Annotated in this window: 37 protein-coding genes; 17 read left to right on the top strand and 20 right to left on the bottom strand. The window is 69.2% G+C overall.

The genetic code is table 11. The features are described 5' to 3' along the window. Positions 1 to 185 precede the first annotated feature (185 nt). Entirely contained in the window at positions 186 to 410 is a 225-nt protein-coding gene (locus tag BIV57_RS18365; protein WP_071657936.1) for a DUF397 domain-containing protein, read from the top strand. Positions 411 to 621: 211 nt separating this feature from the next. Here BIV57_RS18365 and BIV57_RS25345 read toward each other — a convergent pair whose 3' ends face one another. Beyond that, on the bottom strand, positions 622 to 762 hold the full coding sequence (locus BIV57_RS25345; protein WP_175548796.1) for a hypothetical protein: 141 nt from the start codon (positions 760 to 762) through the stop codon (positions 622 to 624). Between the two features lie 273 nt (positions 763 to 1,035). Between BIV57_RS25345 and BIV57_RS18360 the strand changes: the two genes are divergently transcribed. Together BIV57_RS18360 and BIV57_RS18355 are read left to right on the top strand one after the other, a co-directional pair. Then, positions 1,036 to 1,281 (top strand): hypothetical protein, encoded by a 246-nt coding sequence (locus BIV57_RS18360; RefSeq protein WP_071657935.1) that lies wholly within the window; start codon positions 1,036 to 1,038, stop codon positions 1,279 to 1,281. A gap of 172 nt (positions 1,282 to 1,453) precedes the next feature. Then, complete coding sequence (locus BIV57_RS18355) at positions 1,454 to 2,047, top strand: hypothetical protein (protein ID WP_071657934.1); 594 nt, start codon at positions 1,454 to 1,456, stop codon at positions 2,045 to 2,047. Between the two features lie 861 nt (positions 2,048 to 2,908). Here the strand turns inward: BIV57_RS18355 and BIV57_RS18350 are convergent. From BIV57_RS18350 to BIV57_RS18340, 3 genes are all read right to left on the bottom strand, one after another. After that, positions 2,909 to 3,109, bottom strand: a complete 201-nt coding sequence (locus BIV57_RS18350; protein ID WP_071657933.1) for a hypothetical protein — start codon at positions 3,107 to 3,109, stop codon at positions 2,909 to 2,911. A gap of 332 nt (positions 3,110 to 3,441) precedes the next feature. After that, a complete protein-coding gene (locus tag BIV57_RS18345) occupies positions 3,442 to 3,795 on the bottom strand; it encodes a hypothetical protein (protein ID WP_071657932.1) in 354 nt (117 codons plus the stop codon). 68 nt (positions 3,796 to 3,863) lie between these two features. Continuing rightward, entirely contained in the window at positions 3,864 to 4,211 is a 348-nt protein-coding gene (locus BIV57_RS18340) for a hypothetical protein (protein WP_071657931.1), read from the bottom strand. Between the two features lie 250 nt (positions 4,212 to 4,461). On the opposite strand from BIV57_RS18340, the gene BIV57_RS25340 reads away from it, so the two are divergent. The 4 genes from BIV57_RS25340 to BIV57_RS18315 all read left to right on the top strand — a co-directional run bounded on the left by BIV57_RS25340 (position 4,462) and on the right by BIV57_RS18315 (position 6,918). Then, on the top strand, positions 4,462 to 5,154 hold the full coding sequence (locus BIV57_RS25340; protein WP_175548795.1) for a hypothetical protein: 693 nt from the start codon (positions 4,462 to 4,464) through the stop codon (positions 5,152 to 5,154). Between the two features lie 232 nt (positions 5,155 to 5,386). After that, complete coding sequence (locus tag BIV57_RS25335; RefSeq protein WP_071657928.1) at positions 5,387 to 5,821, top strand: hypothetical protein; 435 nt, start codon at positions 5,387 to 5,389, stop codon at positions 5,819 to 5,821. Positions 5,822 to 6,018: 197 nt separating this feature from the next. Beyond that, complete coding sequence (locus BIV57_RS18320) at positions 6,019 to 6,312, top strand: hypothetical protein (RefSeq protein WP_071657927.1); 294 nt, start codon at positions 6,019 to 6,021, stop codon at positions 6,310 to 6,312. 183 nt (positions 6,313 to 6,495) lie between these two features. After that, on the top strand, positions 6,496 to 6,918 hold the full coding sequence (locus tag BIV57_RS18315; protein WP_071657926.1) for a hypothetical protein: 423 nt from the start codon (positions 6,496 to 6,498) through the stop codon (positions 6,916 to 6,918). A 400-nt stretch (positions 6,919 to 7,318) separates the two neighbouring features. On the opposite strand, the gene BIV57_RS18310 is transcribed toward BIV57_RS18315, so the two are convergent. After that, complete coding sequence (locus tag BIV57_RS18310; RefSeq protein WP_071657925.1) at positions 7,319 to 7,633, bottom strand: hypothetical protein; 315 nt, start codon at positions 7,631 to 7,633, stop codon at positions 7,319 to 7,321. A 285-nt stretch (positions 7,634 to 7,918) separates the two neighbouring features. Between BIV57_RS18310 and BIV57_RS18305 the strand changes: the two genes are divergently transcribed. Then, entirely contained in the window at positions 7,919 to 8,164 is a 246-nt protein-coding gene (locus BIV57_RS18305; protein ID WP_071657924.1) for a hypothetical protein, read from the top strand. A gap of 244 nt (positions 8,165 to 8,408) precedes the next feature. Here BIV57_RS18305 and BIV57_RS18300 read toward each other — a convergent pair whose 3' ends face one another. From BIV57_RS18300 to BIV57_RS18280, 5 genes are all read right to left on the bottom strand, one after another. Beyond that, positions 8,409 to 8,789, bottom strand: coding sequence for a hypothetical protein (locus BIV57_RS18300; RefSeq protein ID WP_071657923.1), 381 nt, complete (start codon positions 8,787 to 8,789; stop codon positions 8,409 to 8,411). A gap of 256 nt (positions 8,790 to 9,045) precedes the next feature. Further along, positions 9,046 to 9,267, bottom strand: coding sequence for a hypothetical protein (locus BIV57_RS18295; RefSeq protein ID WP_071657922.1), 222 nt, complete (start codon positions 9,265 to 9,267; stop codon positions 9,046 to 9,048). 51 nt (positions 9,268 to 9,318) lie between these two features. Continuing rightward, positions 9,319 to 9,609 carry a hypothetical protein gene (locus tag BIV57_RS18290; RefSeq protein ID WP_071657921.1) on the bottom strand — a complete coding sequence of 97 codons (291 nt, stop codon included), beginning with the start codon at positions 9,607 to 9,609 and terminating at the stop codon, positions 9,319 to 9,321. A gap of 313 nt (positions 9,610 to 9,922) precedes the next feature. Then, positions 9,923 to 10,513, bottom strand: coding sequence for a hypothetical protein (locus tag BIV57_RS18285; protein WP_071657920.1), 591 nt, complete (start codon positions 10,511 to 10,513; stop codon positions 9,923 to 9,925). A 264-nt stretch (positions 10,514 to 10,777) separates the two neighbouring features. Then, complete coding sequence (locus BIV57_RS18280; protein WP_071657919.1) at positions 10,778 to 11,029, bottom strand: hypothetical protein; 252 nt, start codon at positions 11,027 to 11,029, stop codon at positions 10,778 to 10,780. 309 nt (positions 11,030 to 11,338) lie between these two features. Here BIV57_RS18280 and BIV57_RS25330 point away from each other — a divergent pair, with 309 nt between their 5' ends. Then, on the top strand, positions 11,339 to 11,482 hold the full coding sequence (locus BIV57_RS25330; protein ID WP_175548794.1) for a hypothetical protein: 144 nt from the start codon (positions 11,339 to 11,341) through the stop codon (positions 11,480 to 11,482). A gap of 323 nt (positions 11,483 to 11,805) precedes the next feature. Here BIV57_RS25330 and BIV57_RS18275 read toward each other — a convergent pair whose 3' ends face one another. Then, positions 11,806 to 13,209, bottom strand: a complete 1,404-nt coding sequence (locus BIV57_RS18275; protein WP_071657918.1) for an MFS transporter — start codon at positions 13,207 to 13,209, stop codon at positions 11,806 to 11,808. 331 nt (positions 13,210 to 13,540) lie between these two features. On the opposite strand from BIV57_RS18275, the gene BIV57_RS25325 reads away from it, so the two are divergent. Further along, positions 13,541 to 13,702: a hypothetical protein gene (locus tag BIV57_RS25325; protein WP_175548793.1), complete on the top strand. Its 162-nt coding sequence runs from the start codon at positions 13,541 to 13,543 to the stop codon at positions 13,700 to 13,702. Positions 13,703 to 14,122: 420 nt separating this feature from the next. Here the strand turns inward: BIV57_RS25325 and BIV57_RS18270 are convergent, their stop codons facing one another. Then, complete coding sequence (locus BIV57_RS18270; RefSeq protein WP_071657917.1) at positions 14,123 to 15,613, bottom strand: MFS transporter; 1,491 nt, start codon at positions 15,611 to 15,613, stop codon at positions 14,123 to 14,125. A gap of 390 nt (positions 15,614 to 16,003) precedes the next feature. On the opposite strand from BIV57_RS18270, the gene BIV57_RS18265 reads away from it, so the two are divergent. After that, positions 16,004 to 16,276, top strand: coding sequence for a hypothetical protein (locus BIV57_RS18265; protein ID WP_071657916.1), 273 nt, complete (start codon positions 16,004 to 16,006; stop codon positions 16,274 to 16,276). Positions 16,277 to 16,354: 78 nt separating this feature from the next. Here the strand turns inward: BIV57_RS18265 and BIV57_RS18260 are convergent, their stop codons facing one another. After that, positions 16,355 to 16,621, bottom strand: a complete 267-nt coding sequence (locus BIV57_RS18260; protein WP_071657915.1) for a hypothetical protein — start codon at positions 16,619 to 16,621, stop codon at positions 16,355 to 16,357. Positions 16,622 to 16,851: 230 nt separating this feature from the next. On the opposite strand from BIV57_RS18260, the gene BIV57_RS18255 reads away from it, so the two are divergent. Then, complete coding sequence (locus tag BIV57_RS18255) at positions 16,852 to 17,247, top strand: hypothetical protein (RefSeq protein ID WP_071657914.1); 396 nt, start codon at positions 16,852 to 16,854, stop codon at positions 17,245 to 17,247. A 103-nt stretch (positions 17,248 to 17,350) separates the two neighbouring features. After that, complete coding sequence (locus tag BIV57_RS18250) at positions 17,351 to 17,689, top strand: hypothetical protein (protein ID WP_071657913.1); 339 nt, start codon at positions 17,351 to 17,353, stop codon at positions 17,687 to 17,689. A gap of 222 nt (positions 17,690 to 17,911) precedes the next feature. Here the strand turns inward: BIV57_RS18250 and BIV57_RS18245 are convergent, their stop codons facing one another. Then, a complete protein-coding gene (locus tag BIV57_RS18245; protein WP_071657912.1) occupies positions 17,912 to 18,115 on the bottom strand; it encodes a hypothetical protein in 204 nt (67 codons plus the stop codon). A gap of 313 nt (positions 18,116 to 18,428) precedes the next feature. Here BIV57_RS18245 and BIV57_RS18240 point away from each other — a divergent pair, with 313 nt between their 5' ends. Beyond that, positions 18,429 to 18,692 carry a hypothetical protein gene (locus BIV57_RS18240; RefSeq protein WP_071657911.1) on the top strand — a complete coding sequence of 88 codons (264 nt, stop codon included), beginning with the start codon at positions 18,429 to 18,431 and terminating at the stop codon, positions 18,690 to 18,692. A 62-nt stretch (positions 18,693 to 18,754) separates the two neighbouring features. On the opposite strand, the gene BIV57_RS18235 is transcribed toward BIV57_RS18240, so the two are convergent. The 3 genes from BIV57_RS18235 to BIV57_RS25320 form a co-directional block, all read right to left on the bottom strand. Beyond that, entirely contained in the window at positions 18,755 to 18,946 is a 192-nt protein-coding gene (locus BIV57_RS18235) for a hypothetical protein (RefSeq protein ID WP_071657910.1), read from the bottom strand. Positions 18,947 to 19,347: 401 nt separating this feature from the next. Further along, a complete protein-coding gene (locus tag BIV57_RS18230; RefSeq protein ID WP_175548792.1) occupies positions 19,348 to 20,751 on the bottom strand; it encodes an MFS transporter in 1,404 nt (467 codons plus the stop codon). Between the two features lie 272 nt (positions 20,752 to 21,023). After that, on the bottom strand, positions 21,024 to 21,173 hold the full coding sequence (locus BIV57_RS25320) for a hypothetical protein (RefSeq protein WP_175548791.1): 150 nt from the start codon (positions 21,171 to 21,173) through the stop codon (positions 21,024 to 21,026). A 224-nt stretch (positions 21,174 to 21,397) separates the two neighbouring features. Here BIV57_RS25320 and BIV57_RS18225 point away from each other — a divergent pair, with 224 nt between their 5' ends. Continuing rightward, the gene (locus tag BIV57_RS18225) at positions 21,398 to 21,673 is read left to right on the top strand and encodes a hypothetical protein (protein ID WP_071657908.1); all 276 of its coding nucleotides are present in this window, start codon (positions 21,398 to 21,400) and stop codon (positions 21,671 to 21,673) included. A 256-nt stretch (positions 21,674 to 21,929) separates the two neighbouring features. On the opposite strand, the gene BIV57_RS18220 is transcribed toward BIV57_RS18225, so the two are convergent. The 3 genes from BIV57_RS18220 to BIV57_RS18210 form a co-directional block, all read right to left on the bottom strand. Continuing rightward, on the bottom strand, positions 21,930 to 22,166 hold the full coding sequence (locus tag BIV57_RS18220) for a hypothetical protein (protein ID WP_071657907.1): 237 nt from the start codon (positions 22,164 to 22,166) through the stop codon (positions 21,930 to 21,932). Positions 22,167 to 22,380: 214 nt separating this feature from the next. Next, a complete protein-coding gene (locus BIV57_RS18215; protein ID WP_071657906.1) occupies positions 22,381 to 22,728 on the bottom strand; it encodes a hypothetical protein in 348 nt (115 codons plus the stop codon). A 91-nt stretch (positions 22,729 to 22,819) separates the two neighbouring features. Beyond that, positions 22,820 to 23,176: a hypothetical protein gene (locus BIV57_RS18210; RefSeq protein ID WP_071657905.1), complete on the bottom strand. Its 357-nt coding sequence runs from the start codon at positions 23,174 to 23,176 to the stop codon at positions 22,820 to 22,822. A gap of 446 nt (positions 23,177 to 23,622) precedes the next feature. Here BIV57_RS18210 and BIV57_RS18205 point away from each other — a divergent pair, with 446 nt between their 5' ends. Beyond that, positions 23,623 to 23,904, top strand: a complete 282-nt coding sequence (locus tag BIV57_RS18205) for a hypothetical protein (protein WP_071657904.1) — start codon at positions 23,623 to 23,625, stop codon at positions 23,902 to 23,904. 51 nt (positions 23,905 to 23,955) lie between these two features. After that, positions 23,956 to 24,354 (top strand): hypothetical protein, encoded by a 399-nt coding sequence (locus tag BIV57_RS18200; RefSeq protein ID WP_071657903.1) that lies wholly within the window; start codon positions 23,956 to 23,958, stop codon positions 24,352 to 24,354. Positions 24,355 to 24,373: the final 19 nt, after the last annotated feature.

Genomic DNA, 24,373 nt, shown 5'->3' with positions numbered 1-24,373 from the left:
AGGGGTGAGGGGTGAGGGGGCTCGGGGCTGCGGGCTGCGGCCTTGAGTCCCCGCGCGTGGTGTGCGGGCGGTGTGGCGGTGGGTCGGCGATTTTGATTGCGCTTTAACCTTTGAGTGATATGATTTAGAGGTCATCCGGTGGGGCTGGTCTGGCCTCGCCGGTCGTCAGGGGAAGGAGTTGCACGATGAACGTTCTGGATGCGGCGGCGGGTCCGTGGGTGAGGTCCTCCTACAGCGGCGGGAACGGGGGGAACTGCGTGGAGTGGCAGCCGAGGGCTGCGGCGGTCGGGGTGGTCCCGGTGCGGGACTCCAAGTGCCCGCACGGCCCGGCGCTGATGCTGTCGCCGTCGGCGTGGGGCGCGTTCGTCGGGGGCGTCGTGGGTGACGGCTCGATCGGGTGGCCCGCGTAGGGGCTCGCGCGTGTGGGGCGGCCCCCGGCGTTGCGCCGGGGGCCGCCCTGCGTGGGGGAAGCAGAGCGCGGGAGGCGGCCACCCTTTCCCCGCCGCCCCATCTGGCGGCGCACCTCGGTGCGGGCGGGGGTGTTCGGGCGGTGCGGCAAACCTGCTGCGGGCCCGGCCGGTCGGCCGGGCCCGCAGCGGTGTGTGGTGGTGTCGTGTGGGGCTACTTGCCGTTGCAGGTCGGGCAGTAGGCGCCGCCGTCGCGCAGGGGGATGAGCTTGGTGGTGCGGTGGGTGTGGCAGTACTCGGGCGCGATGGTGTCGGCCACCTTGGTCGCTGCCTTCTTGAGTACCTTCTTGATCACGCTCATGACTACCCCAGGGGGTTGGGAAAGGTCGCGGGTTGGTGTGCCCGCATCAGGGTGGTTTCCCTGACACTCAAAGAGTAGCAGAATGAATGCGTATTGACAATAGCTTGGGGGCTTCCGGGGGTGGGTTGCGGTGAGGCCAGACTGTCCCCCTGTGCCGCGCGACCTGGCTGCGGGTAGGGCGGCGACGCGCGCGGCCCAGGGTGTTGACACTAGACACGTGACGACTATATACTAGCAATGAGGGGATGAGGTGGAGGAAGGTCCGCGATGAACGCCATCCAGGAGATCGCCAGCGTCAACGAGATGATCGCGTCCATGGCCGAGCTGGTCGGGGCGCTTGACGCCGTCGTGGTGAGTGCCGAGTTCGCGCAGGCCAAGGCGGAGGCGGCCGAACTCGACCCGCTGTCGAAGGACTTCGGCGCGCGGCTTGAGGCTGTCAGCGCGCGCCTCGCTGGGATTGTGGACCTGGCCGAGAGTGTCGATCCGGAGCTGTTCGCGGAGCTCGCCGCCTAGGTCCGGGGCGGGCGCGCCCGGCCGTCAACTCCGGGCCCGGCCAAGCCCCTCCCTCTTCCAGGCAACCCCGGGCCGGTCGGGGATTGCTCGACCCAGGTAGTTGCGACAGGTTACCCAAACTGCTATTATTAAGATATCAGGTAAGGGCGTCACCTTCGGAGGGGATTCGGTTATGGCCACCACATCCGGCACCACCGCCGCGCGAACCAAGATCGTCATTGTGGTTGTCGCGGCCGTCGCCGTCCTTGGCGTCGTCATCGGAGTGATCGTTGCCACCTCCGGTGGCGGTCACCACTCCGCATCCCCGAAGCCGTCCGCGTCGGCGTCGGCACCGGCACCGGCCGCGTGCTCGGAGAACGGGCAGGAGCAGCGGATATCCGACTTCCTGGCCAAGGTGAAGGCGGGGCGTGGCCAGGGGCTGGTGAAGGCGACGAAGGCGGGGCAGCCGTTCCTGTTCACGCACCGTCCGGGCGACCCGTACGGCGACACGGTGACCGACTCGGCGCCGGGCGTCGCGGAGTTCTACCCCGGTCAGGGCGCGTCGGGTGATGCGGACAAGGTCGCGGCGTCGGTGACGCTGGACGGGCTGGCGTCGCCGGGGTGCGTGAAGATCACGCAGGTGAAGACGGATGCGGTGGACAATGGCGGTCAGTTCGACGTGGTGTTCACGGTGACGCCCGCGAGCGGCAAGGCGGTGCGGGGTGAGGCGGCGGGTACGTCGGCGTGGATCACTCGTCTGACGTGGGGGAGCGGTAGCGGCGAGTAAGGCCCGTCCGCCCGGCCGTTGGGTTGGTCGTGACTGTGGTTCGGGTCGGTGTCCTCGGGGTTTCCCTGGGGGCACCGGCGTTGCGTGAGGTGTTCTCACGCCCCCTGACCCCCTCTTCCCGGCGCCCTTGTGGTGTGTCGGTGTTTGAGTGGCGGATGGATTGCCACACCGTGGATGACTGCTATAGAATAGCAATACCAGAACGGGGCATCACCAGCCTCGCGTCACTGCGGGAGGAGACTTTCATGATCATTTATGGTGCGTTCCTGTCCTCGTCGCCGGACCCTGACGACGACAAAGACACCAGCCACGGCGGCACCAGCCAGCCCGACCCGGGTCGGCTGCCCAAGCCGTCGCGGTGATCGACCCGAAGGTGATCCGGGTGTAAGGGGTCATGGCGTCATGCGGTGCCCGGGGTTCGCGTTCGCGAGTTCTTCGGGTCGCTCAATCAAGGGTTTGGTACTCGGGGTTACCACCCCGTTCCCGTCACCAGGGAGTTGACATGGCGAAGGACAACGCGCAGCCGAAGAAGCCGACGAAGGGTCGGTGTCCACACTGCTCGATCAAGAGGTGGTTGCCGATCAACCACCTGGGCGAGGTGGTGTGTACGCCGCACGGGCGGAGCACGCCCACCGAGACGAAGTAGCGGCGGACCGCGCGGGGTTCGGGGCCGAGTGCCCCGAACCCCGCGCTGGTGCGGTTGGGCCTGGCTGGTCGCGTCCCTCGCGGTGCCCCCCGTGCCCCCCATCTCTCCTCTGCCCCGCGCCTCGGCCGCTTCGACGCCTGTGGTTGCGGGTGCGTTGGATTGTCGCGAGCCCTCCCCCGGTGGTGCTGGGGGAGGGCTCGACGGCGGTGCGGTGCTCAGTCCTTGGTGTGGGTCTGCGGCGGGGTGACGCCGGGCTTGGCCCAGATGATGTGTCCGCCGTTGGTGCGCTCCCAGTGGGCGATGGTGGCCTCGGCCTGCGCCCTGGTGGTTCCGGCGGGGAACGTGTAGTCGTCGGCGTGGTGACCGAGGCGGTTGTAGCGGTGGACCTTCAGGCGCTCGGGGTCGGTCTTGGCCATGGTGGGGTCCCCTTCGGGGTTGGTGACCCGGTGGTGAGCCGGGTTGTGGCGTTCGGCGGGGGAGACACCCCCGCCGAGATGACTGCCAAATCATATCATTCATGCGCCCAGTTGTCACGAAAAGGTTGGCGTGCGGTGGCCCTGGCATTGGGACGGCCCGGCGCACCGGGAGGGGCGCGCGGCCGCCCCCTCTGCATGGCCGTCCCGGCGGCTGACGGTCGGCAGCTGCTCCCGTGCTTGCCTGCGCCGAGGGGCGGGGTCGGTGGCTTGGTGGGTCGCGCCCATCACCACCCCCCGCCCCTCAGCGCGTGCCCGTGGGGGCGTGGGCGGGACTACTTGAACTCGGGGGGCAGTACTCCGCCGTCCGCGTTGCCGGTGGCGGAGTTGCCGATGTAGTTGGCGTAGCTGTTCGGGAGGATGTCCTTGATCCACATCACGTAGTCGGTGGCGATCGCCTCGGCTGTCTCGTTGAGGCGGCCCCATCGGCCCTGTACCCAGTCGAAACGCCCCTTGCCGTAGGTGCCCCAGAACTGCATTTCGAAGCGCTCGGTTCCGTCCTTCTCGTAGCTGACGCGGAACTTGGAGCCGTCGAACTCGAAGCCCTCGCGGATCTTGCGAGCCCCGAGCTTGGTGCGGGTGAGTTCTTCGATCTTGGCGCGCATGGCTTCGATCTCGCGGTCGTTCATGAGTTGGTGTCCCTTCGTGGGTGTTGGTGCGCTGGTGGTGGGATGGCTTTCCCTGGTGGGAGTGGGGGTCAGAGGCGCTTGTTCTGCCAACTGACCTCGATGTCGATGACGGCGTCGAAGGCCCGCACGACGTCGGCGGCGTCCAGGGAGGCGGGGACGTCGTCGCGGACGTCGAGGCTGACGAGGATGTAGAAGGCGTTGCGGGCGGGCTTGGTGTGGCTGGCGGGGATGGTGCGCGCGATGACGTAGCCGTTGGCGCTCTTGTCGGCGCGGGTGATCTTGAGCCCGTTGGGGGCGAAGGACTGGGCGTATTCGGTGCTGGTGTAGTGCTTGGTCAGGTCGGTGCGCGCGGTGGTCCAGTCGGTGACGGTGTAGCCCGCGCCGGTGAGGGCGCGGCGGATGTCGGCGAGGTTCATGGTGGTTCTCCCGTGGTGAGGGGGCGTCAGCTGGTGACTGACGTCTAAACCATAGCACATTCTGAGAGTGTGAAGTCTCCGGAGCGCCAAGCGGGTTGTGTCGCGGACTGGAGCTCCCTATCCCTGGCTGCCCTGTGGGTCGTTGTCGGATGGGGCGTCTTCTCTCGCGCGACCTGTTGCGCTCATTCGGCATCATATGCTATGCTTGAGTTACCAAACAAGGGGATACCACCCCGGAGGAGACACCGCCATGAACGCACCGCGCAAGCCCACTCTCCGTCAGGTCATCGTCGTGATCGTCGCGGCCCTTCTCGGCGCCGGTATCGGTGCCGCGTTCGCGCTGACCGGACAGGGCAGCCAGCCGCAGGCGGGCGTCTCCGCGACCCCGGTGACCAGCCCCGCCGCGACGGGTGCGCGTACCGCTCCCGCGTCCCCGGCGTCCCCGTCTTCCGCGTCGCCGTCCCCCTCGTCCAGCTCGGCGAGCCCGACCCCCGCGAGCCCGGCGTACGTGTGCACGCCTCCGGAGACGGGTGCTGAGGGTCAGGTGCGGTCGCTGCTGTCGGCGGCGAAGCTGGAGGGTGGGCGCGCGATCACCGAGATGACGCCCCGTAACCGGCCGTTCTTCTACACCCCCCGCGCGGGTGCGGGTGACCCCGGCGAGAACACGGTCACCGACTCGGCCCCCGGCGTGGCCGAGGTCTACGCGAAGGACCTAAACCCCTCGCAGTTGGACCGGGTGGCGGCGGCGGTCTCCCTGGGCGGCACGGTGAAGCCCGGTTGTGTCCGTACGCAGACCTGGGAGACGGACCCGGCGGACAACGGTGACGGTGAGTTCCGGTTCACCTTCACCGTGACCACGACCGACGGCAAGATCGTCACGGGGACGGCGGCGGGGACCGCTGCCACGGTGGACACCCTGACGTGGGGCGCGGGCGGGCGGTGATCGCCTGCGGGTGAGGGGTGGCGGCGGGGCGTGTCGTTGGAGGGCGGCGCTCCCCGCCGCCGCCCTGTTTTTTGCCGCCCCGAACGCCCTGTACCCGGCGCCCTGTTGGCGTGTGCGGGGTGGTGAGGGGTGGCCGGGGGGTGACTGTTGACGCCAAGATACTGATGACTCTATACTAGTAGTACCAAATGGGGCGTTGACCAGCCTCGACGTTCTCCGGGAGGAGCCTTCCATGATCGACTTCGCCGAGTTCGACGGTCCCGTGGTTGCGGCCCTGCGTCTGCGGTTGCGTTCGCGCGCGGAGCTGGAGGCGGACGCGGCGAAGGTCGCGGGGCTTGAGGCGTGGATGGCGGGGGCGGCGGAGGGCGATCCGGACGGGGTGCGGGCGGCGATGGGGGTTGCCGAGCGGCTGATGCCGCATGAGCTGATCCCGGGGCACGACAGCGACGGCGACGGCCCCGACCCGGCGTATGACGTCGTGGTCGCGGCGGTGGCGTCGGCGGTGCGGGCGCGGGGCCTGGGGCGTCCGGGCGCGGAGGCCGCGGCGGTGGTGGCGTTCGCCTTCGCGGAGTACTACGCGGACGCGTCGGACTACTGCGGTGACTTGCTGCGCGGGCACCTGTTCCGGGGCCTGGTGTACGCGGGCGAGGTGGGCGCGCAGGTGTGAGACGGCGGGTCGGTGTTTCCCCCTGGGGGGAGTGCCGCCCCGGGGGTGCAGGGCGGCCCCCGGGCCCCGCAGTTGGGCGCGTGCACTGCCCCGCGCCCACTCCGCCCTCCGATCCTGTGGTGGTGAGGCATCCGGGGTGTTGACACCCAAAGGTGATGACTATATACTAGCAATAGGGAAAGTGGAGGAGGGCCGCCATGGGCGCGATGACTGCGATCGCCGAAGTTCACGAGATGGTCGATTCGGTGCGCGAGTTGGTGAATGTCGCGCTGGCCGGTGATGTCGATGGTGTGGGCGGCGAGGAGATCCGGCGCGAGTTCGACAAGGCGGAGGCGGCGGCGAACGCGCTTGACTCCAAGGATGTCAAGGGGCTGCCTGCGCGGTTGCAGGAGGTCAGTGCGCTGCTGGAGGGCGTCGCGGACATGGTGGAGGGGTTCGATCCGTCCGTGTACGCGAAGCTCATGGCGGACGACGAGGACGCCGACGCTTGACCCGTCAAGATCGTTTCTGATCCTGGGGGAGCGGTTCCCTCCTCTGCCCCGCACCCCTGCTGCTAGGTCCCGGGTGGGTGGCGCCGCGCAGGCTTCTCGCTTATTGACACTGCTAGTGCTGATTGCTATATTTAAGTCACCAAGAAAACGGGAACACCACCGTTCTGACGCCCGGGAGGGTTCATGTCCGCTGCATCCGCTGCTGGTCCGGTCGTCGTCACCGAGTACGCCGTCACCGTCGCGCGCGCCGTCTCCGCCATGGCGAGCGGCGGCATGGAGCACACCGACGGCCACACGGTCGCGGCGGTTGCGGCGATGCTGAGCCCCGGGAATGAGGCGCAGGGGTGGGAGGCCCTGACGGTGGCGTACCGGCTGGCACTCCCGTCGCTGACGGCGGGGGAGGCGTTCGACGGGATGGGCGGGGTGCTGGGGTTGCCGCGCTCCGTCATGGACGCCACGGAGTCGGCGCGTTCGGCGCTTTCGAAGGTGGCGGACCAGGCGCGTGCCGGGCTGTATCTGCTGGCGGCGGGGTATGCGTCGGCGTTCGACGTGCTGGCCTCGCCGCGCGAGATCATCGGTTGGGTCAGTGAGTCGCTGGAGAAGTGAGGGGCCCTGGCCGCTCCGGCCGCTCCGGCCGCCCCGGCGGTCCTGGCCGCCCCGGTCGCCCTGGCGGCTCGGCTGGGCGCCGAGGCGGCCGGGGTGCGCTCCGCGGGGCGCGGTGTGAGGGCGGGGCGGTCCTCGGCGCGTCGTTCGCCGCGGACCGCCTCATCCGTATGTGGCCCCCGGTGCGTTGGTGCCGGGGGCCACATGGCATGTGCGGGCGGTCGCAGGCCCGGGCCGCATATGGCCGGGGAGGCTAGCGGGTTGGCATCGTGATCCCGGGGTTCCGGCGTCGCCGCACCCGAAATCCCCCCTCTGCTACGCGCCTCCGCCGCGCAGGGCAAGGCCGGTGCACGGTGGGGGCTGGTCGGGGTTCTGAGGTCCGTTGGGACCCCCGCGCGCGGGGTCAGCGCTTGACGGTGGTGCCGTCGGTGCCGACGCGGCGGAGGAGCTTGGTGTACTCGGCGTAGTCGATGCCCGCCGGTGCCGTGAGGGTCAGGGGGTGGCCGTTGTCGCTCGCGATGGTGACCGTGGCGTTGGTCGCGCGAGTGGTGGTGACTTTGTGGTCCTTGATCAGCGGCTTCAGCATGGCGTCGGCGTCGGCGGGGGTCCCGTTGATCCGGTAGGTGCCGGTGCCCTTGCCCGTCTTGGACTCGACGGCGTAGAGGGTGACGTTGCGGCCGGTGAACAGGGCGGCGAGGGCGGCGATGATGCGGGACATGGGGTCCTCCGAACTGGTTCCTCTTGGTGGCTGGTAACTCAATCATAGCATATGTGGCCGCTTTACGTAAAGCGTGGTTCGAGGTTTTCGCGGGCGGGTTGCGCGCCCGGCGGGTTGCGAGCTCCGGCCCCGTCCCTCCCTTTGCATGCCGCCCCCATTGCCGTCCCTGGTGCGGTGAGTGCTGGGCTTTCGTGCGACCCGGAGGCAGTTGACGTTAGTGCGGAGTATTGCTATGATTGAGATACCAAAACGCGGTACACCACCGCAGAACGGGAGGACACTTCCATGGACACCACCATTCAGACCCGGGTCGGCGGCGGCGAGGGCCACCGGGCTTTCCTGGTCAGGTTCGTCTGCGCCTACCACGGCGGCGAGGGGACGATCGTGGTCCTGGCTCCGGATGCGGAGGCGGTCAGCGGCACCGTGCTGGAACTCGGCGGCTGCCGGATGGAGGCCGTGAAGGTCGTCGAGGTGACGGACCTCCTGACCTTCCTGCTGGCGATGGACGCGGACGGCTTCATCGTGTTCTGACGCCGCGTCAAGCGGGTTGCGGGGGCCGTGCGCCGGGAGGCGTGACGGTCCCCGCGCCCGTGCCCGCGCCCGTGTGCGCGGGCTGCTCGCCGGAAAGCCCCTCCCTGTGCCCCGCGCCCCCGCTGCGGTCGGCGGATGTGGCGGCGGCCCCGCTCCCCGGTGCGGGGGCGGGGCCGTGTGGTGGGGCTTCCGGGGGCGGGCTCCGCGCGTGTGGGCGCGGGGGACCGCCCCCGGGGTCGGGCGGTCAGGGGCGGCGGGGCTTGGTCTTCTCGTCGTCGGGCTTGACGTACGTGTGGTACGCCTGGATCGGCGACATGCCCCAACTGCCGTCACCGTTCTGGGTGGCGGGCTTGCCGTTGGGCGCGGTGATGAAGTGGGCGCGGGCGGTGCCGAAGAACCACACTTCGCCCGCCTTGACGCTGCGGGCCCAGTCGGTGGCCTCCTTGTTCATCTTGCGGGTCTCTTCCGTGGCGGCGCGGCGGTCGTCGAGGCGCTTGGTGCAGGTCTCGACGATCTTGTCCCACTGGGCCTTTGCGGCGTCTTCGGCCTTCTTGCGGCCCTTGAGCCACAGCTTTCCCGCCTCTTCCTTGGCCTTGGCCGTGAGGGCGTCGGTGATCTTTCCCATGGGGGTGCTCCCGGGTTGGTGTCGGTGTCCCGGTGGTGGGCCGGGGGTCGTCACCGGTTGGCAAGGGCCGACGACCGGTGACGACTAAATAGTATCACCTGCAAGGCAGTATGCGCCTGCGCGATATCGCCTTATGTCGCGGCGGGGCGGGTGCCGCCGCGGCGCGCCACCCTCTCCCCGGCGTCTCAGTCCATGCGGGGGCGCGGCGTCGCCCCGGGCCGCGCCGCGGGGGGTGTGCGGCCGGGGCGACGGGCGGTCAGGCGCGCGGGGTCTGGCGGTGCATCAGTTCCTGGGGGCCGGGGTGGCTGGTGAGTTGGGTGGTGGTCTCGACCGAGTAGGGCTCTCCCTGGTCGTCCGGGCCGTTGGGGTGGCGTCCTCGGTCGTCCTTGGTGAGGTCGAGGCCGAAGCGGGGTGCGTCGGGGTCGTCCTCGTGGTGGAGGGCGCGGGCGAATCCGAAGGTGGTGGCGTGGTCTGTCATGGGGGCTCCCGGTGGTGGTGTGGCGTGGGCGGGGGAGGGGGCGGCGGGTGGCTACAGGTTGGCGACCCTGAGGAAGTGGGTGGCGGCGTCCCGGTCGGTGGTGGCGGCCTTGGTGAGGCGGCTGGTGAACGGGCGGCCGTCGCGGTGCAGGACGAGGCTCGATCCGGCGTCCAGGATCGAGTAGGTGTGTTGTCCGTGGACGGGGTTGATGTCGAGGCGGGTGGGGCTGGGGAGGAGGACCAGGATGCCCGGGGCGATGTCGGGGCTCTGGGGGTCGGTGGCGGTGGTGCGCAGCTCGGCGAGGGCGGCGGCGATGCCGGGGAGGGTGGCGGCGTTGGGCATGGGGTGCTCCGTGTTCGGTCGGGGTGGTGGCCCCATTGGGTGGTAACCCAATGATCTGTACGTGTAAATAGTAGTATCATGGGTGCGTGGGTGGCAATGCGTTGGAGGCTTCGGATGTGTCGCGTGGCGGCGAGGCCCCGTGCCACCCTCTGCTCCGCGCCCCCGTGGTGTGGGTGCGTCGGGAACGGCCGGGCGGGTTGCGGGGGTTGGGGTGCCGGTCAGGGTCGGGGTCGGGGGCGGGTGTGGGGGTTGGCCAGGCGGCGCCCCCGGCGTGGGGTGCCGGGGGCGCCGTTCTCTCTTGGGCGGGGGTGGGTCAGTCGACGTTGTTGAAGACGCCGACGGCCTTGGTTGCGCCGGGCTTGCTCAGGTTGTCGGGGTCGACGCTGCCGGGGTCGGTTCCGGGCGGGTAGACGTTGTACGCGCCGATCTCGGTCTGAAGCAGGACGTAGCCCCGGGCGGCGAGGCGGGCCCGTCCCTGCTCGGCCTCCTGGGGGGTGACGCGGAGACCGAAGGCGGGGCCCCGGGGGTCGACGGGGAGGCCGGAGACGCGTTGGACCTCCTTCTGAAGCCAGTAGGTCTCACCACCCCGGCCGTTGTAGTAGCGCTCTGCGGGCGTGCTGCCGCTGCCCCGGGGGCGGGGTGTGGCTTGCTCTCCGACGCCTTGGTACCAGTAGGTGGTGTACCAGTTGGCGGCGGTGTGGCGGCCGTCGGAGGTGACGACGTCGTTGGCGCGCTTGCCCTTGATGAAGAGCGCGGTTTCCCCGCAGTTGGGGGAGGTGCGGCTGACGTGGGCGGCGCCCTTGTTGAGTTCCGCGAGGATCTCGCGGTGGAAGGCGGCGGCTTCGGATCGCACGGCGGAGCCGTGGAGTCCGGCCATGTCGAAGAGGCGACTGGCGATGCTCATGGAAGAGCTCCCCTGGTGAAGGGGCGGGCGGTGGTGACCGCATCGGCTGGTTGGTCCGACGACTAAACCATAGTAAGTTCGCGCACTGATATCAAGCGGTTGTCGGCGCGCGGCTGTCGAGGTGTGGCGGCGCGGTCCGGGTCGGGGGCGGGGCCGAGCTGCTCCCTCTGCTCCGCGTCCCTGCTGCCATGGGGCCGCCTGCTGTCAGGGGCGGCGCCCGCCCCGTGGTGCGGTGGGGCGGGCGCCTGGTGGTGCGGGTGGGGGTCAGACGGTGAGGTTGGTGAAGAAGGTGTATCGGGTGGTGATGCCGTCGCGGGTGACGCGGTAGCCGTCGCCGTCGCGGGCGGTGATGGTCTGGGTGGTAACCGGGGTGCCGTCGCTGTGCACGACGGTGGCGGCCGGATCGGTGAGGGCGTCGTTGATCTCGCGTTCGGCGTCGGCGCCGGGCTGGTTGTAGTTGTCGCCGTCGGCGGTGTCGACGACGTCCCTGAACGCCTGAAGAGCCTTCTTGGCCATGGCGGAGCCTCCTGGTGAAGGAGCGGGGTGGTGGTGTGCGCCAGTGGTTGCACTGACATCTAAAGGATATCAGTCGAGGGCGTTGGGGGGAATGCCTTGGGGTGTTCGGGGCGGTGGGCGCCGCGCGCTGTCTCCGGGAGGGGGTTGAGGGTGTGGGTTCGCGCCGCACCCTCTCCCCGGCCTTCCGGGTGCGCCTGGCGAGCGCTGGCCGTCAGGCGAGTTGACTAGTGGTTGATATGCAGCTACTGTTTAGTCGTGAGGTCATCACCGGGCCTCGCTACCAAAACCCGCGATGTGAAGGAGGCTGTCATGGCCAAGGGCGACGACATCAAGAAGCTTCAGGAAGCGACGGACGCGCTGAACGCCGAGACCGGTTCGAGCTGGACGTTCACCCCGGGGGAGGCCCTGACCGGGGAGCAGACCGACCCGCGTGACGAGGGCGACGACGCCTGACGGACGACCAGGAAGTGACCGACCCTTCGGGGGCGTCGTCCGCTGTGTGCGGGTGACGCCCCCGAAGGCGTTCCGGCGGGTGCGTCCGCACGCGGGCCCGGCTGAAACACCCTGTGCCACGCGCCCCGGTCGCTCGCCGCGGGGGAGTGGCGGGCCGGGTGCCCGGCCCGGGGCGGTGTTCGCGTGCGTGCCCGCGTTCCGCCCGGCCAGCTGCGCCCGGCCGCCCCTTTGGCTTCCCCGCACGCGGCAGGGTCCGGGTCTCCCCCACGCGGCGGGACCCGGACCGGTGACACCACCCGACAGGGGCGGCGGCGCGCCCCCCCTCAGCCGTCCGCCGGAATCCGGGCGTGTCCGCGACGGTGAAGGATCATCAGCAGTTCGAGCACGATCGACACCGCGACAGCGAATGCGACGCTTGCCAGGAATCCGACGGTGATGCTGTAGGCGAAGAACACCAACCCGAAGACGGCAATCCAGATCGGACCCGCGAGGAATTCGGTGGTTTCCACGACTCCCGCCGCAACCGACTTGGGGCCTTTGCGGTTGCCGAGCAGCGAAACCCGAAGGTCGTTGTACATCCACGCCTGCCCCGCGCCCATGATGAACAGCGCCACCTCTGACAGGTGCGCGACGCCGGTGACGCCCACGACACCGAGGAGCAGCAGCGACACCATGCGGGCGATCATGCCCAGGCGCGGCACACCGTGCGCGCCGAAGCGGCGGTGCGTCCAATCGATGGTGTGGGCACCGGCGATCGTCCCCAGCGCGAGGGCGGTGAACGCCAGTCCCACCAGGGTTGTTGACCATCCGTGGTACTGCTGCAAGAACAGGGTCAGCACCAACTGAACGGCGGCGGAACTGCCGCGCAGGAAGGTCATGGCCACCACGCCGTAGGCGAATCCGGGGCGGTGGAAGACGCGGGTGTCCATCAGCGGCTCGCGTCCGGCAGTGATCCGGCGTCCCTGGTGGTGCCAGAAGCCCAACAGCAGCAGCAGCCCAGCGGGCAGCATGATCAGGGACCACAGCGGCCATCCGGCCGCGCGTCCCTCGACCACGGTGAAGACGACCGCCGCGAGCCCGGCGCTGAGCAGCAGCATCCCGCCGAGGTCGAACCGTCCGCCGCTGTAGGGCTCGTGGTGGGCCTTGTGGGGGATCTTGCGCGCGCCGATCATGGCCGCGATGCCGATGGGGACGTTGATCAGGAACATCGCGCGCCAGCCGAGACCGGCGATGTTGGCGGAGATCAGGAAGCCGAGGATGGACAGGCTTGCGGCGCTGGTGACGGTCGAAACCTTGGTGTTGACCGCTTGGATGCGGTCGGGGTTGTCGGGCGCGAGTCCGAACAGCAGGACCGTCACTTGGGGGATCATCAGGGCGGCGCACGCGCCTTGCACGACGCGCATGATGATCAGCACGCCGAGGGACGGCGCGAACCCGCACCCCAGGGACGTCAGGACGAATCCGGCTAGCCCGACCTCGAACATGCGCCACTGTCCGAGCCGCCTGCCGAGGCTGGCGGACGCGATGATCAGTGCGGCGTTGGCGATGGTGTAGGCGAGGATGACCCATTGGGTCACGGCGTTCGTGGTGTGGAACGTGTGCGCGATGGGGTCAACGGCGATGGTGACGCCGCGATAGTCGAGTGTCCCCATCATCGATGCGGCGAGTAGCACGATCATGGCGAGTCGTGCGCCCGCAGGCATGGGGATCTTGGACGTGGCGGACATGGTGAGTCTCCGCTTTCGGTGTGGGTGGTGAGCCCGGGTGGTGGTCAGCCCAGAAACGGCTGATTTCTAAAGCATAGCACATGATGCGTCTATGCGGAACATTTTGGGGGGATATCCCGGTGGCGGCCGGTGGGGGTTCGCCGCTGCCGCCTGGGGGACCCGCGCCCCCTCTGCCTGCCGCAACGGTGGCCAGGAGGGCGGGTTGGGGGTGCCGTTGGGGGTGTGCGGCTGAAGGGTGGTGCTCAACGGGTTGTCAAACGCCTTGTCAGTGCACTAATCTTTAGATGTAAGGCAGTTAGGTTCACCACCCCATTTGGCCAAGGAGACATCCATGACTGCCGCACTTCACGCGTTGACCAGCCTTGCCGATGGTGCGATCACCCGCGCCCTCGGCTTCACCTGCCCCCACTGCGGAAACCAGAAGTTCAAGCTCACTCGGGTGGGTCTGGTGTGCTCCAAGTGCTTCCGTCCCAAGGCGGAGCCGGGACGGTAGGACGCCCCACGGCGCTTGGCCCGCCCGGCCCCGATGCGCGGGTCGGGCGGGCCAAGCGCCGTGCGCGCGGCCGCCGTTGCGCCACACGCCCGCGGCGGGGTCGGGGTGACGCCCCCTGTCCCTAGCGTCCCGGTTGATCTTGGGGTTGCCGAACGGGCCGGAGGGTGTCGGGTGGACGGGGTCCGTCCCGAGCTCCGGGGCCGGGTCTCGGTCGTCCCGGCCGCCTTGGTTGCCCGGGTGGCCGCCGCCGTTGAATCCGCCACGGATGCGGGCGGGTTGGGTGTTCGCCCTCCTTGCCTCGCAACCCTTCCCCGGTCCGTCTGTCCGCCGGATCCGTGCGTGTCCGCCGGACCCGCACCCGCGCCCGTCCGGCCCGGCCCGCCCCCGGCGACGGTTGCCGCAGGGGGCGGGGGCGCGTGCCTACCGTCGGTGACGGCGGGGGCGGCGGTGCCGTCCGCGATACCGGTACTTGCTGCCGCGCCGCCGTCCGGTCGTGGTGGAACCGGTACCGTTCGCGCTCCCAGACGCGCCACCGTCCACGCCCACGGACGCGCCACCGTCCGCGCCGCCCACCTGCCGCGCGTGACGCCGCGCGAACAGCGCGGCCACCAGCGCCGACAGGGCCAGACACAGCAGCGTCGGCACGAAGCCGCCCCAGACCGCGAAGTACACCAGCCCGAAGATCGCCACCCCCAGCGGCGTTGCCGCCTCCTGAACGGTCATCAGCACACCCGACGCCGCGCCCGTGTGCCGGTGGTCCACGCTCGCCGTGACCGACGCCGTCAGCGCCCCATTGACCAGCGCCTGACCAGCCCCGGCGACGACCAGGCCGACAGCCAGAACCAGCCATGCGCCGAACCCGCCGACCATGCCCGACGCCGCGAGCACCGCATACCCGGCCGTCAGGACCAGCGCGCCGAAGGCGGCGACGACCACGCCGTAACGGTGCGTCAGCTTCGCCTGAACGAACGACATGAGCAGGAACCCGGCGTTCAGGAACGCGAACACCCCGCCAGCGGCCAGCACGGACAGGCCCTTGACCTGCTGCAAGTACAGCGACAGCACCACCGACAGCACACCGCTACCGGCGTACAGCACGCCGACGCCCGCCAGACCCGCGCCAAAGCCCCGGTAGTCGAAGACCGTCAGATCTAGCAGCGGCGTACGGCCCCGACGCGCACGGCTCCCCTGGTGGCGAACGAAGATCACCAGAGCCGCGAGCGCCGCACCCAGCACCGCGAACGACCACAGCGGCCAACCGGACTCCCGCCCCTGAACCAGGGCCAGCACCACGCCCGCCAGACCCGACGCCGCGAGAACCGCGCCGGTGAGGTCCACGCCGCGCCCCGAATCGGCGGCGCGCGACTCGGGGATGCAGCGCCACGCGGGAACCAGCGCGAGCAGACAGACGGGGACGTTGACCAGGAACACCAGCCGCCAGCCCAGGTGTGCCACATCGGCGGTGATCAGCAGACCGCCGACCAGTTGACCGCTGACGCCTGCCGCGCCGACCACGGTGTTTTGCAGCGCGAACGCGCGGCGGCGGGCATGGCCGGTGAACATGGCGGACATGAGCGCGAGCACCTGCGGACCCATCAGGGCGGCGGCGACGCCTTGCGCGATGCGTGCGCCGTTCAGGACGGTGACGGTGGGAGCCGCCGCGCACGCCAGCGATGCCAGGGTGAACGCGACGAGCCCCCAGAAGAACACGACGCGACGCCCCAGGAGATCACCCAGCCGCGCGGCGATGATCAGCGCGGCGGCGAACGCCAGCCCGTAGCCCGCGCTCACCCATTCCAGGGCTGCCGTGTTGGCGTGAAGATCGGCGGCCAGCGCGGGCAGTGCGGCGGTGGTGACGAACAGGTTCAGGACCACGATGAACGTGGACCCGAGGAGGACCGCCAGCGCCATGCGGGGATGGGGCGAACGGGGATGACTGCGGCTCATGGTCGTACTCCCTGGTGAAGGGCCAAGCAGGGTGGTGAACCCTGATGCTTCAATAATAGCGCATGTTTACCTGTATGTCACTAGTTTTTCCTGCGGAGTTGGCCGCCGGGCGGGCGAATCTCCGGGCGGGGGTGGGGTTTCCGCGCCGGGTGGCGGTGGGCGGTCATTGCCTTTTTCGCCCCCGCGGCCCCCTCTGCCGTGCGTGCCGTCGGGCATGCGGGGTGGTGGAGGTCGATAGTGCGCACGGTGTTGCGGAATGGCACGCTATGACATAGTATTGAGTAACCAACTCGGGATTACCACCCCGGAGAGATGGCGGATCGCTTGCGCCGTCTTCGCCAGGAAGGACGCACCATGATCGCGAACCTCGGCTCTGTCGCCCGCACCACCGTGGAGGAGAACCCGATCACGGTTCGCCCGTACATGATCACCGAGAACGACCTGTCGGCGATCGGTCACGCGCGTTGCCACTTCGGAGGTGCCGGGTGCTGCTCGTCCGAGGTTCCGGCGTGGCTGGTGAATGGTTGGGCGTCGTGTGACGGCCACCTGGCGAACGTGGTCCGCGATGCGGCGCACTTCCAGAAGTGGCATGGCGTGTGGAAGTTGGAGGATGCGCGCGCGGTGTAGCGCCCGAGCGGACGCGCGGCCGAGCTCCGCGCCACCGGGGCCGCTGCGGGCGCGGGCGCGCCCGCAGCGGGTTGGCGTCTACGGCTGCCGGAGGTAGGCCAGCAGCGCCTCGGCGACGACCGTGACGCCTCGGTCCGCCTCGGCGGTGGCGATGGCGTCCCCTCGGCGTCCTTTGCCGTCGATGGGGTACAGGCCGAACGACTGGCCGCCGTTGGTCACTTCGACCAGATAGGCGGTGCCGTCGTTCCAGACGTGTGCGCCGGAGGCGGTGACGTGTCCTCGGGCGGGGCTGCCGGTGGCGTTGGCCTGCCTGCCGATCTCGCGGGCGATCTGAACGGGGTCCATGAGTGGTCTCCTTCGGGGTGGTGAGCCCTTAGTGGTATGTCTAAATAATAGCGCACATGAGCCGTTCGGTGTGTCGCTCTGCGCGAATCCGGCGCCGACCGGGCCCGTCCGGCCTCCCTCTCCCCAACGTCCCGGCTGCGGAGGCCTTGAACGCCATTACCCGTATTGACGTATCCTCAGAGTATCGCTATGATTGACGCATCACTTCGGTTCGCTTGTGGAGGTCTCCCATGCAGCTGCCCGCCGCTCTCGCCGCCGAGGTGGCCGCCCTGCGTGCGGACGGTGCCGTGTGCGTCGAATGGGACGGCATCGAGGCGACGGTCGCGCGGATGCGGGCGCTGCTGCCGGAGCCCTTCACGGCGACGGTGGGGGAGCTGTACGGCGAACCGGCTGTGTTCGTCGACGGCGACATCGACCCTGAGAACTTCTCGCGCATGTCCCTGACGCCGGGCGGGTTCCTGATCATCGACCCGCGTGCGACCGGGCTGGACGCGGTGAGCGTGCGCTACGTCGTGGAGGAGTGGGAGATCCGCGAGGCGCTGAGGGACGAGGGCGAGGCGGACGAGGTGGCGCGATACGAGGACGGGTTTTCGCTGTCGGAGTGGATGTATCGCGAGACCCGTTGATCGGTTACCGCCCCCACGGGGCGCCGCCGCGCTCCGCACGCCGTCATCCGCCGAGGGTCACCACCCGGCCGGACGTTCACCACTCCCCGGAAGGACATCCCCCATGAGCATTTATGAGCAGTGGAACGAGATCCAGGAGAGCGCGACCCGGACGGCCGCCAGCAATCCGCGCACCGCCCACCTGGTGGACCGCGACCAGCCGACCGAGCACCTCGCCGCACTGACCGCGCGTCTGCCCGTGGACCTGGGAGCCTCCGGGGACGGGGAGGCCATCGCCGTCAACACCCGGCGTTTCGCGCTGGTCTGGCAGGCCATCGGGGGGCTCATCCTGTTGGTCGACGCGGACGAGCTGACGGCGCCGCCCCTGGCCGCGTTCGCCCCCTCCGACTCCGACGCTTGCATCATCGAGCGCTGTGCGGACAAGGTCCGCCGCCGCTCCTGAAGTGTCCGCCTCCGCTGCCCTCGGGCTCGCGCCCGCGCGCGGGGGAGGAGGCGCCCCGCGCTCCCGCCCTCTCCCCGGCGCCCCCGTGGGCGCGGTGGTTTGCTGTGGCGTGCTGATGCCGCTGGCCCCGGCGCACGGTGTGCGTCGGGGCCAGCGGCCTCGTCGGGTGGCCGTCCTGGCCGTGCCCGTCCGTGGGTGGGCGGGCGCGGCCAGGACGATGGGTCAGCGGCTGAGGTTCAGGTCGTCCGCGATGACGCCCCGGGGGTTGTTCCGGGAGGACGACGGCCCGTTCTTGACCTTGATCTCGCGGGTCAGCTCGATGAGCACGGTGCCGCTGGAGTTCTCGGCGAAGCCGTCGCCCTGCATGCTGAAGCCCGCGTTGTAGCGGTCGTTGATGTACTCGACCAGCTGGCGCAGGGACGTCATGGGTCCTCCAAGTTGGTGGCACCCTCCGGGGTGGTTTCCCCGTCGTGGTGATGTGTAAAGACTATGTCATGTGCTTACCTTTCGCAACCCCCCGTACTCCCGTCCTTCTGGCCTCGGCTCGCGGAAGGCCGGGCCCGTCCGCCCTCTCCCCCGCGCTCCGGCGCTCCGGCGCTCTGGCGGTCGGCTGGGCGTGCGGGGCGCGATTAATGGTTGCGACGACTCTTAACTATTGCTATTCTTTAAGTGTCACCATATGGGCCAACCGGTCCCCGGGGGCATCCGACCAATCACCTCCCTCACCAGGAGATCGACTATGAGCGACAGGCAGCAGCGGCGCGTGATTCCGATCGCGGCAGAGGTCCGCAGCATTCTGGGCAACGAGGCCAGGGGCGAGGGGCCGCAGATCGTCTTTCGCGGCCTGCGCTTCGGCGTGCTGTGGGACGAGGAGGCGGGGAACTTCATCGCGCGGGCGAGTCGCGATGAGCGCAACCTGGCCGCCGTGCCCGCCCGGCACAGCAACGCGGAGATCGCCCAGACGATGGCCGACGTGATCGCCTCGTGGGCCAACCGGCACTAGCGCCGCCACGCCGGAGCTTGTCGCCACCCGAACCGCTCGGGTGGCGACAGGCCGTCAGGCGGTCAGGCGCGTCCGATGCGGTCAGGCAGTTCGCTCACGAACTCGGCTTCCCTGATCCGGAATGACTTCTTCAGGCGTATGACTTCGCGGTTGTAGTGGCCGGTGTCGCTGCCGACGTCGTATTGCCACTGATTGACGCGCGTTCCCGCGTCGTTGTAAGCGCCGATGGCGTGAGCCTTCTTCATCTGACCCATGGCGGGGCTCCCTTGGTGGCAGGGTGGTGAAACCCGCGTGGTGAACTGATGCCTAAAGGTTAGCATACGGAGCAGTTGATAGGGGCGTGATCGGCGAGTTCGCGCATGGGTCGGGTCGCCCCCCTGTACCCGCCGTCGCCGTCGCTGGGTGTGACGGGTCGCCGGGGTGTGCTTGCTTGGGCGCGCGTGGCGTGCGCGGCCGGGGAGTTGTGCGCGCGGGCGGAGCGGCCCCGGCCGGGGAGGCGTCCGAAAGCGGACCCGGTGAGGCCGGGTGCGCCCGTCCCGATCCGCCGGTGTCCGATCCGCCGTGTCCCCCCGGCGCGTTGCCGCTCGGCGCACGCGGTGCACCCCCGCCCGCGCGCCCCACGCGGGAAGGGGAGGCCAACCGCCAGCCGAACCCCCTAACTCCGCTCGCGCGCGGCCATCCGCCGCCCGTACAGCCACGACAGGCCCGTCTGAGCCACGGCCGCCGCGATCAGCAGCACCGACACCCACACCAGGCCCAACGCTGCGGTTCGCGCGCCGAAGTAGGCGATCCCGGCCACGGCCACGCCCAGCGCGGAACCGTTCTCCTGAATGGTGTTGGTCAGCCCGGACCCGGTACCGGCGTGGCGCTCCGGGACCGCCGCCGTCGCGTCGTCCCACACGGCGGCCATCGACAGGCCCATGCCGAGCCCCGCGACCACCAGACCGGCCATGAACAGCGGCACAGACCACGCCAGCGCCACCGCGCCGACCATGCCGAACCCCGCGATCATCAGCAGACCACCGGGCACCGCCACGGACACGGACGGGAACCGCTTGCGGAAAGGCTTCTCCACCAGCGGCGGGCACAGGAAGCCGATGTTCAGCACCCCGAAGACGGACGCCACTTCGAGCGCCGACCAGCCGCGCGCTTCCAGGTACAGCGCGTAGCCGAGGGCGGACCCCGACAGGATCACGAAGTACACCGCCACCGAACCCAGCGCGGGCACCAGCCCCGGAGAGTGCGCGAACACCCGCAGGTCCAGCAGTGGCACCCGCCCGCGCGCCGCGCGGTACCGCTGGTGCGCGGCGAACAGCGCGATCAACGCGACGCCAGCGCCGATCATGGCCCACGTCCACAGCGGCCAGCCGTCGTCACTCCCGAGCGCGAGCGGGAGTGTGATCCCGACGAGACCGGCGGAGACCAGCAGCGAGCCGAGCACGTCAAGGCGTCCGGATTGCACATGCGGCGTGCGGACGTCCGGCAGGGCACGCACGAACCACAGTGCGGCGATACCGGCAACGGCGTTGAGGGTGAACGCCAGCCGCCAGCCGACCGCCGGGGGAGTGAAGGTGATCAGCGCGCCGGTGAGCAACTGCCCGGCCAGTCCCGCCGATCCGGAGATGGCCGAGTACAGCGCGACCGAGCGCGTCAGGTGGGGGCCGGGGGCGTAGACCAGCCGCATCAGCGCGAACACCTGCGGGCACATCAGCGCGGCGCTGAATCCGAGGGTGACGCGTCCGATGATCAGGACGAGTGCGGAGGGTGCGAGCGCGCACACGGCGCACGCGATGATGAACAGAATCAGGCCGTAGCGGAATACGGCTTTCTGTCCGATGCGGTCGCCGAGTTTGGCGGTGAGGATGCGCGGTGCGCCCGATGCGAGGTTGTAGCCGAGAATGGCCACGGTGATCATCGCGGCGGTTGCGCCGGTGCTCGCCTCGATTCCGGGGATGCCGAGGTTGAGCGCGAATTCGAGCAGGGTCGTGCTGGACCCGGCGAACATGAGGGCGGCGAGGCCCAACCCGATACGGGGGGCGGGATGGTTGGTCCCAGACATGGGCGGTGACTCCATGAGGTGCACGCGGCTGGTAGACCGCTGGGGGAACGAAGGGTGGTGAGCCCTACGCTAGTATGTCTAGTATATAGCAACTAGGGTAATTCCGCAATGACATTGCACGAGCGCGACACCACCGCGAACCCACCCGCATCCGCCGCCCAAATACCCGGCCCCGGACGCCCTTTCCCTGGCGGCTCGACGTCCGCGGCCGACGCGCCCGAGACGGGGGCGGGGCCCCGGCGTTGCCGGGGCCCCGCAACTGCCGCGCGGCGTTACTTCGACGGCGGGGTCTTCAGGTGTGTCGGGCACACCTGGACCAACTTCCCGTTGACCATGCCCGGAATGGTCCCCGCCTGGTTGTCGCAGCCCTTGACCTGGCACTTGATGTGCTTCCGGCGGTGGCTCCCGGTCTTCTTCACCATCGCAAAACCCCTTCTCTCGCTGGTTGGTGGTCCATCAGGTGGTGAACCTGACAACTAAAGAATAGCGAATTAGCGACCGCGAAGTCTCGCCGATGTGAGCGGGGCCACATCCGACTCAACCGATTCAGGCATCCCAGTGGTACGCTTTAGGCGTCATGCGGGTGGAGGTCACTCGCGTGACGCCACCAAGTTGACCCCCTCACCAGGGAGATCGGGAGATCCAGATGTCCAGTGCAGATACTCAGGTCGGGCGGCTGCTCGTCGCGCTCCGGGACGCGCTCCGCAAGCAGGGCCGCCGTGCGGACCTCGATCGCGGCACCCTGACGGTGGACGGCAAGCCGTTCGGCATCAACCAGCACGGGGGCGGGTTCATGCTCGTGCAGTACGAGACGGGCAAGGCGGACGGCTTGAGCCGCCGGTACGCCGAAGCCTCGAAGTCGGAGGCGGACACCGTCGCCGACTACTGCGCCAAGGTGATCGGCCTCCTGAACAACGGCTGACGCCGCGCCTGCCATGCGGCCCCGCACCCCCGGGTGCGGGGCCGTTCGGGTCGTCCGGCTGTTCCCCCGAGGGGGAACGGGCCGCTCCGTAGGGCTCGGGGCCTTCGATTGATGCCGGGTCAGTTCCGCGCCCCGGAACCCTCTCCCGGGCGCCTCCGGTGCTGTCGGCCGGTGCTGTCGGCCCGTGCCGTTGGCCGGGCCGGAAGGCGGGGAGGGGGCGGACCTGGTCCGTCCCCTCCCCGCCCGATCCGGCGTCTTACAGGTCCGCCTCGCGCTTCAGCGTGGCGAGGATCTTCGCGGGGGTGTTGGACTGGCCGATGCTGAGGTCGGTGAGGTTCCCGGACGTGTCCATGAACATGTAGATGCCGCCGCGCCGCAGGGCCTTCGCGGTCTTGCCGGAGTGGGTGACGGTGACGTCCTCGCCGCTGACGGTCGCGGTGTAGCCGTCGAGGCCGTTGACGTAGTTGGCGACTTCCTGAGGGGTGGTGGGCATGGGTGCCTCCCGAGCGGTGTTGGTAGGGCGGTGGTATCCACCCTTTGACATCTCAACACTAGCATAGAGGGGGCTTGTCTGTCAGTGCCGTGCGCAGTCGCGCGCAACTCGCCCGTGGGCGGCAGTCGCAGAAACCTCACCCCTCTGCCTCCCGCCCCGGTTCCGCGGTGTGCCGCGTCTCGGACGCGACACACCGCACACCGCGCAGAGCTGCCTACGCCCGGTGTTCCGGCGAGGCCAGCAGCCCCGCCCCGAGGACGATCCCCGCGCCGGATCCGGCGAGGAAGAGCGGGCCGGTGGTGACGGTGGTGACGCCCAGGAGGACGATGACGGCCAGGATCACGATCAGCGTGGGCGGTTCGGGCTTGGTGGCGGCGCGGAGCGCGATGGCGGTTCCGGCGAGGGCGGCGCTGACGGGTCCGTCGATGGACCAGGCGACGGCGGCGGCCGCGATGGTGCTGGCGAGGGCGAGCCGGACGCGGAATTGCGTGGTGGTCCAGTTGGGGCCGAGGTGCTTGCCCCAGCGTGAGGGGACGCGGGTGGGGGCGGTGGGCGTGGTCATCTGCTGCTCTCCTGGTCGTCGGGCTGGTGAGGCCGTGAACGGTGCGGGCCCGCGCCCGGGTTGGGGCGCGGGCCCGCAGGTGCCGCGCCGGTTACAGCAGCGACTTCCGCAGGAAGTTGATCGCGAAGTCGTTGGCGCTGGTGTCGCGCGGGAAGGTGAGGGCCGGGCGGTTGCCGGGCAGGGCGTAGCCCTCGCTGATGGTGACCATGAAGTCGTCGCCCTGCTCGGTGATGGTGTAGGTGGGGACGTTCGCGCGGGTGGCGGTGACTGTCAGGCGGCCCGGGGTCGGCACGATGGTCAGGTCCGCCGCGTGCTCGCGGGGTACGCCCTGGTTGACGCCGTTGCGGGTGTCGCGGTCGTCGAGGTTGCGCGCTTCGGCGGTGTGCTGGGGGTTGGTGCGCGCGGCGACGAGCGCGGGGCCGAGGTCGTTGAGGGTCAGCATCGACATGGTGAGTGTCCTTGATCTCCGGTGGTGCCGGGGCCAAGTGGCGAGGTGTCCCGACCACTTGGCGTGACATGTAAAGAATAGCATCAATGCTCTTCAGTGTGAAGCCTGTTGGGGAGGGTGTTCCGTGCGATGCGGGCGGGACCGCGTCCCGGAGGCGGCGCCCTCCCCAGGGCGCCCCGCACGCGCTGCGCCAACGCGACCAATCACCATTATCGACGTCACAAGAATAGCCATTGGCGCGCGCGGCATAGGAATACATCGATACGCCATTTGAGGCGCCATGATGCCGCGAGAAAAGTGAACCTCAGAGTAACAGAAAGCCCGTTTCGATAGCTAACTGTTCACCCGCATTGGCTCCTTCGTACACTCCACGTGAGAGCCACATTTGCTATGCTATAAACATCACCAATTGGGGAGTCACCGCCCCCGGTCATGGAGGGTCACCCATGCAAACGCTCATGCTGCTTATCGTCGTGCTCGCGTCCGCCTCGATCGGTTCCGCCGCGTTCTACGCCCGAACCAAGGGCGACAGCAACAGTCACGCGATCAGCGGCATCAACGACGTCATCAAGCGCATCCGGGACCACGCCCGAGGCGACGAACAGCAGAGCAGGGCCGCAGAGGTCATGGCCGCGCACGTGCTGACGTTCCCCGGACTCACCCGTCACCACCGGTCTTTCGTCAATTCCCTGATGTCCCAGTCGAAGAGGACGAAAACGAGTGAGTGAATACCTGAACCCGCCCGCCCGAAGCATTCCATCAGAAAAGGAGCAGGGGAAATGAACTACGTCATTCAGCGCGCGATGATCTATGTTGGTAGCGCCTTGATTGCTGTCGCAAGCGCCTATTTCACATACAAATTCCGGGTGCGTACACACCGCGCGCGTCTTGGCAAGGGGGAGGCTCTGAAGGTCTTCGACGAGGCTATGTCTGCGACGGGCGCCGAAGCGATCGAGGACGCGATTCATTATCTCCTTTTCATTATCGGTGGAATCAAGGACAAGCTTTTTGTCGAAATGATGAAAGAGGTCGTGGCGGGGCCGTTGAATTCGCGACTCGCCAATATCGCGGAGATCTCCGCTAAGGCGAAGGAGAAGAAGGAAGCGGAGGCGGAGGAGGAGCGGAAGAAGATCGCGGCGGCGGTGGTCGTGCAGTTGGAGGCGAGTACCGCGCCATAGGGGCGGGGCGGGGCGGGGC

Origin of the sequence: Mangrovactinospora gilvigrisea, from assembly GCF_001879105.1 — a bacterium.
In the GTDB taxonomy this organism is placed as follows: domain Bacteria; phylum Actinomycetota; class Actinomycetes; order Streptomycetales; family Streptomycetaceae; genus Mangrovactinospora; species Mangrovactinospora gilvigrisea.
Note: the sequence above shows the minus strand (reverse complement) of the source record. Positions and strands in the feature narration are given on the sequence as shown.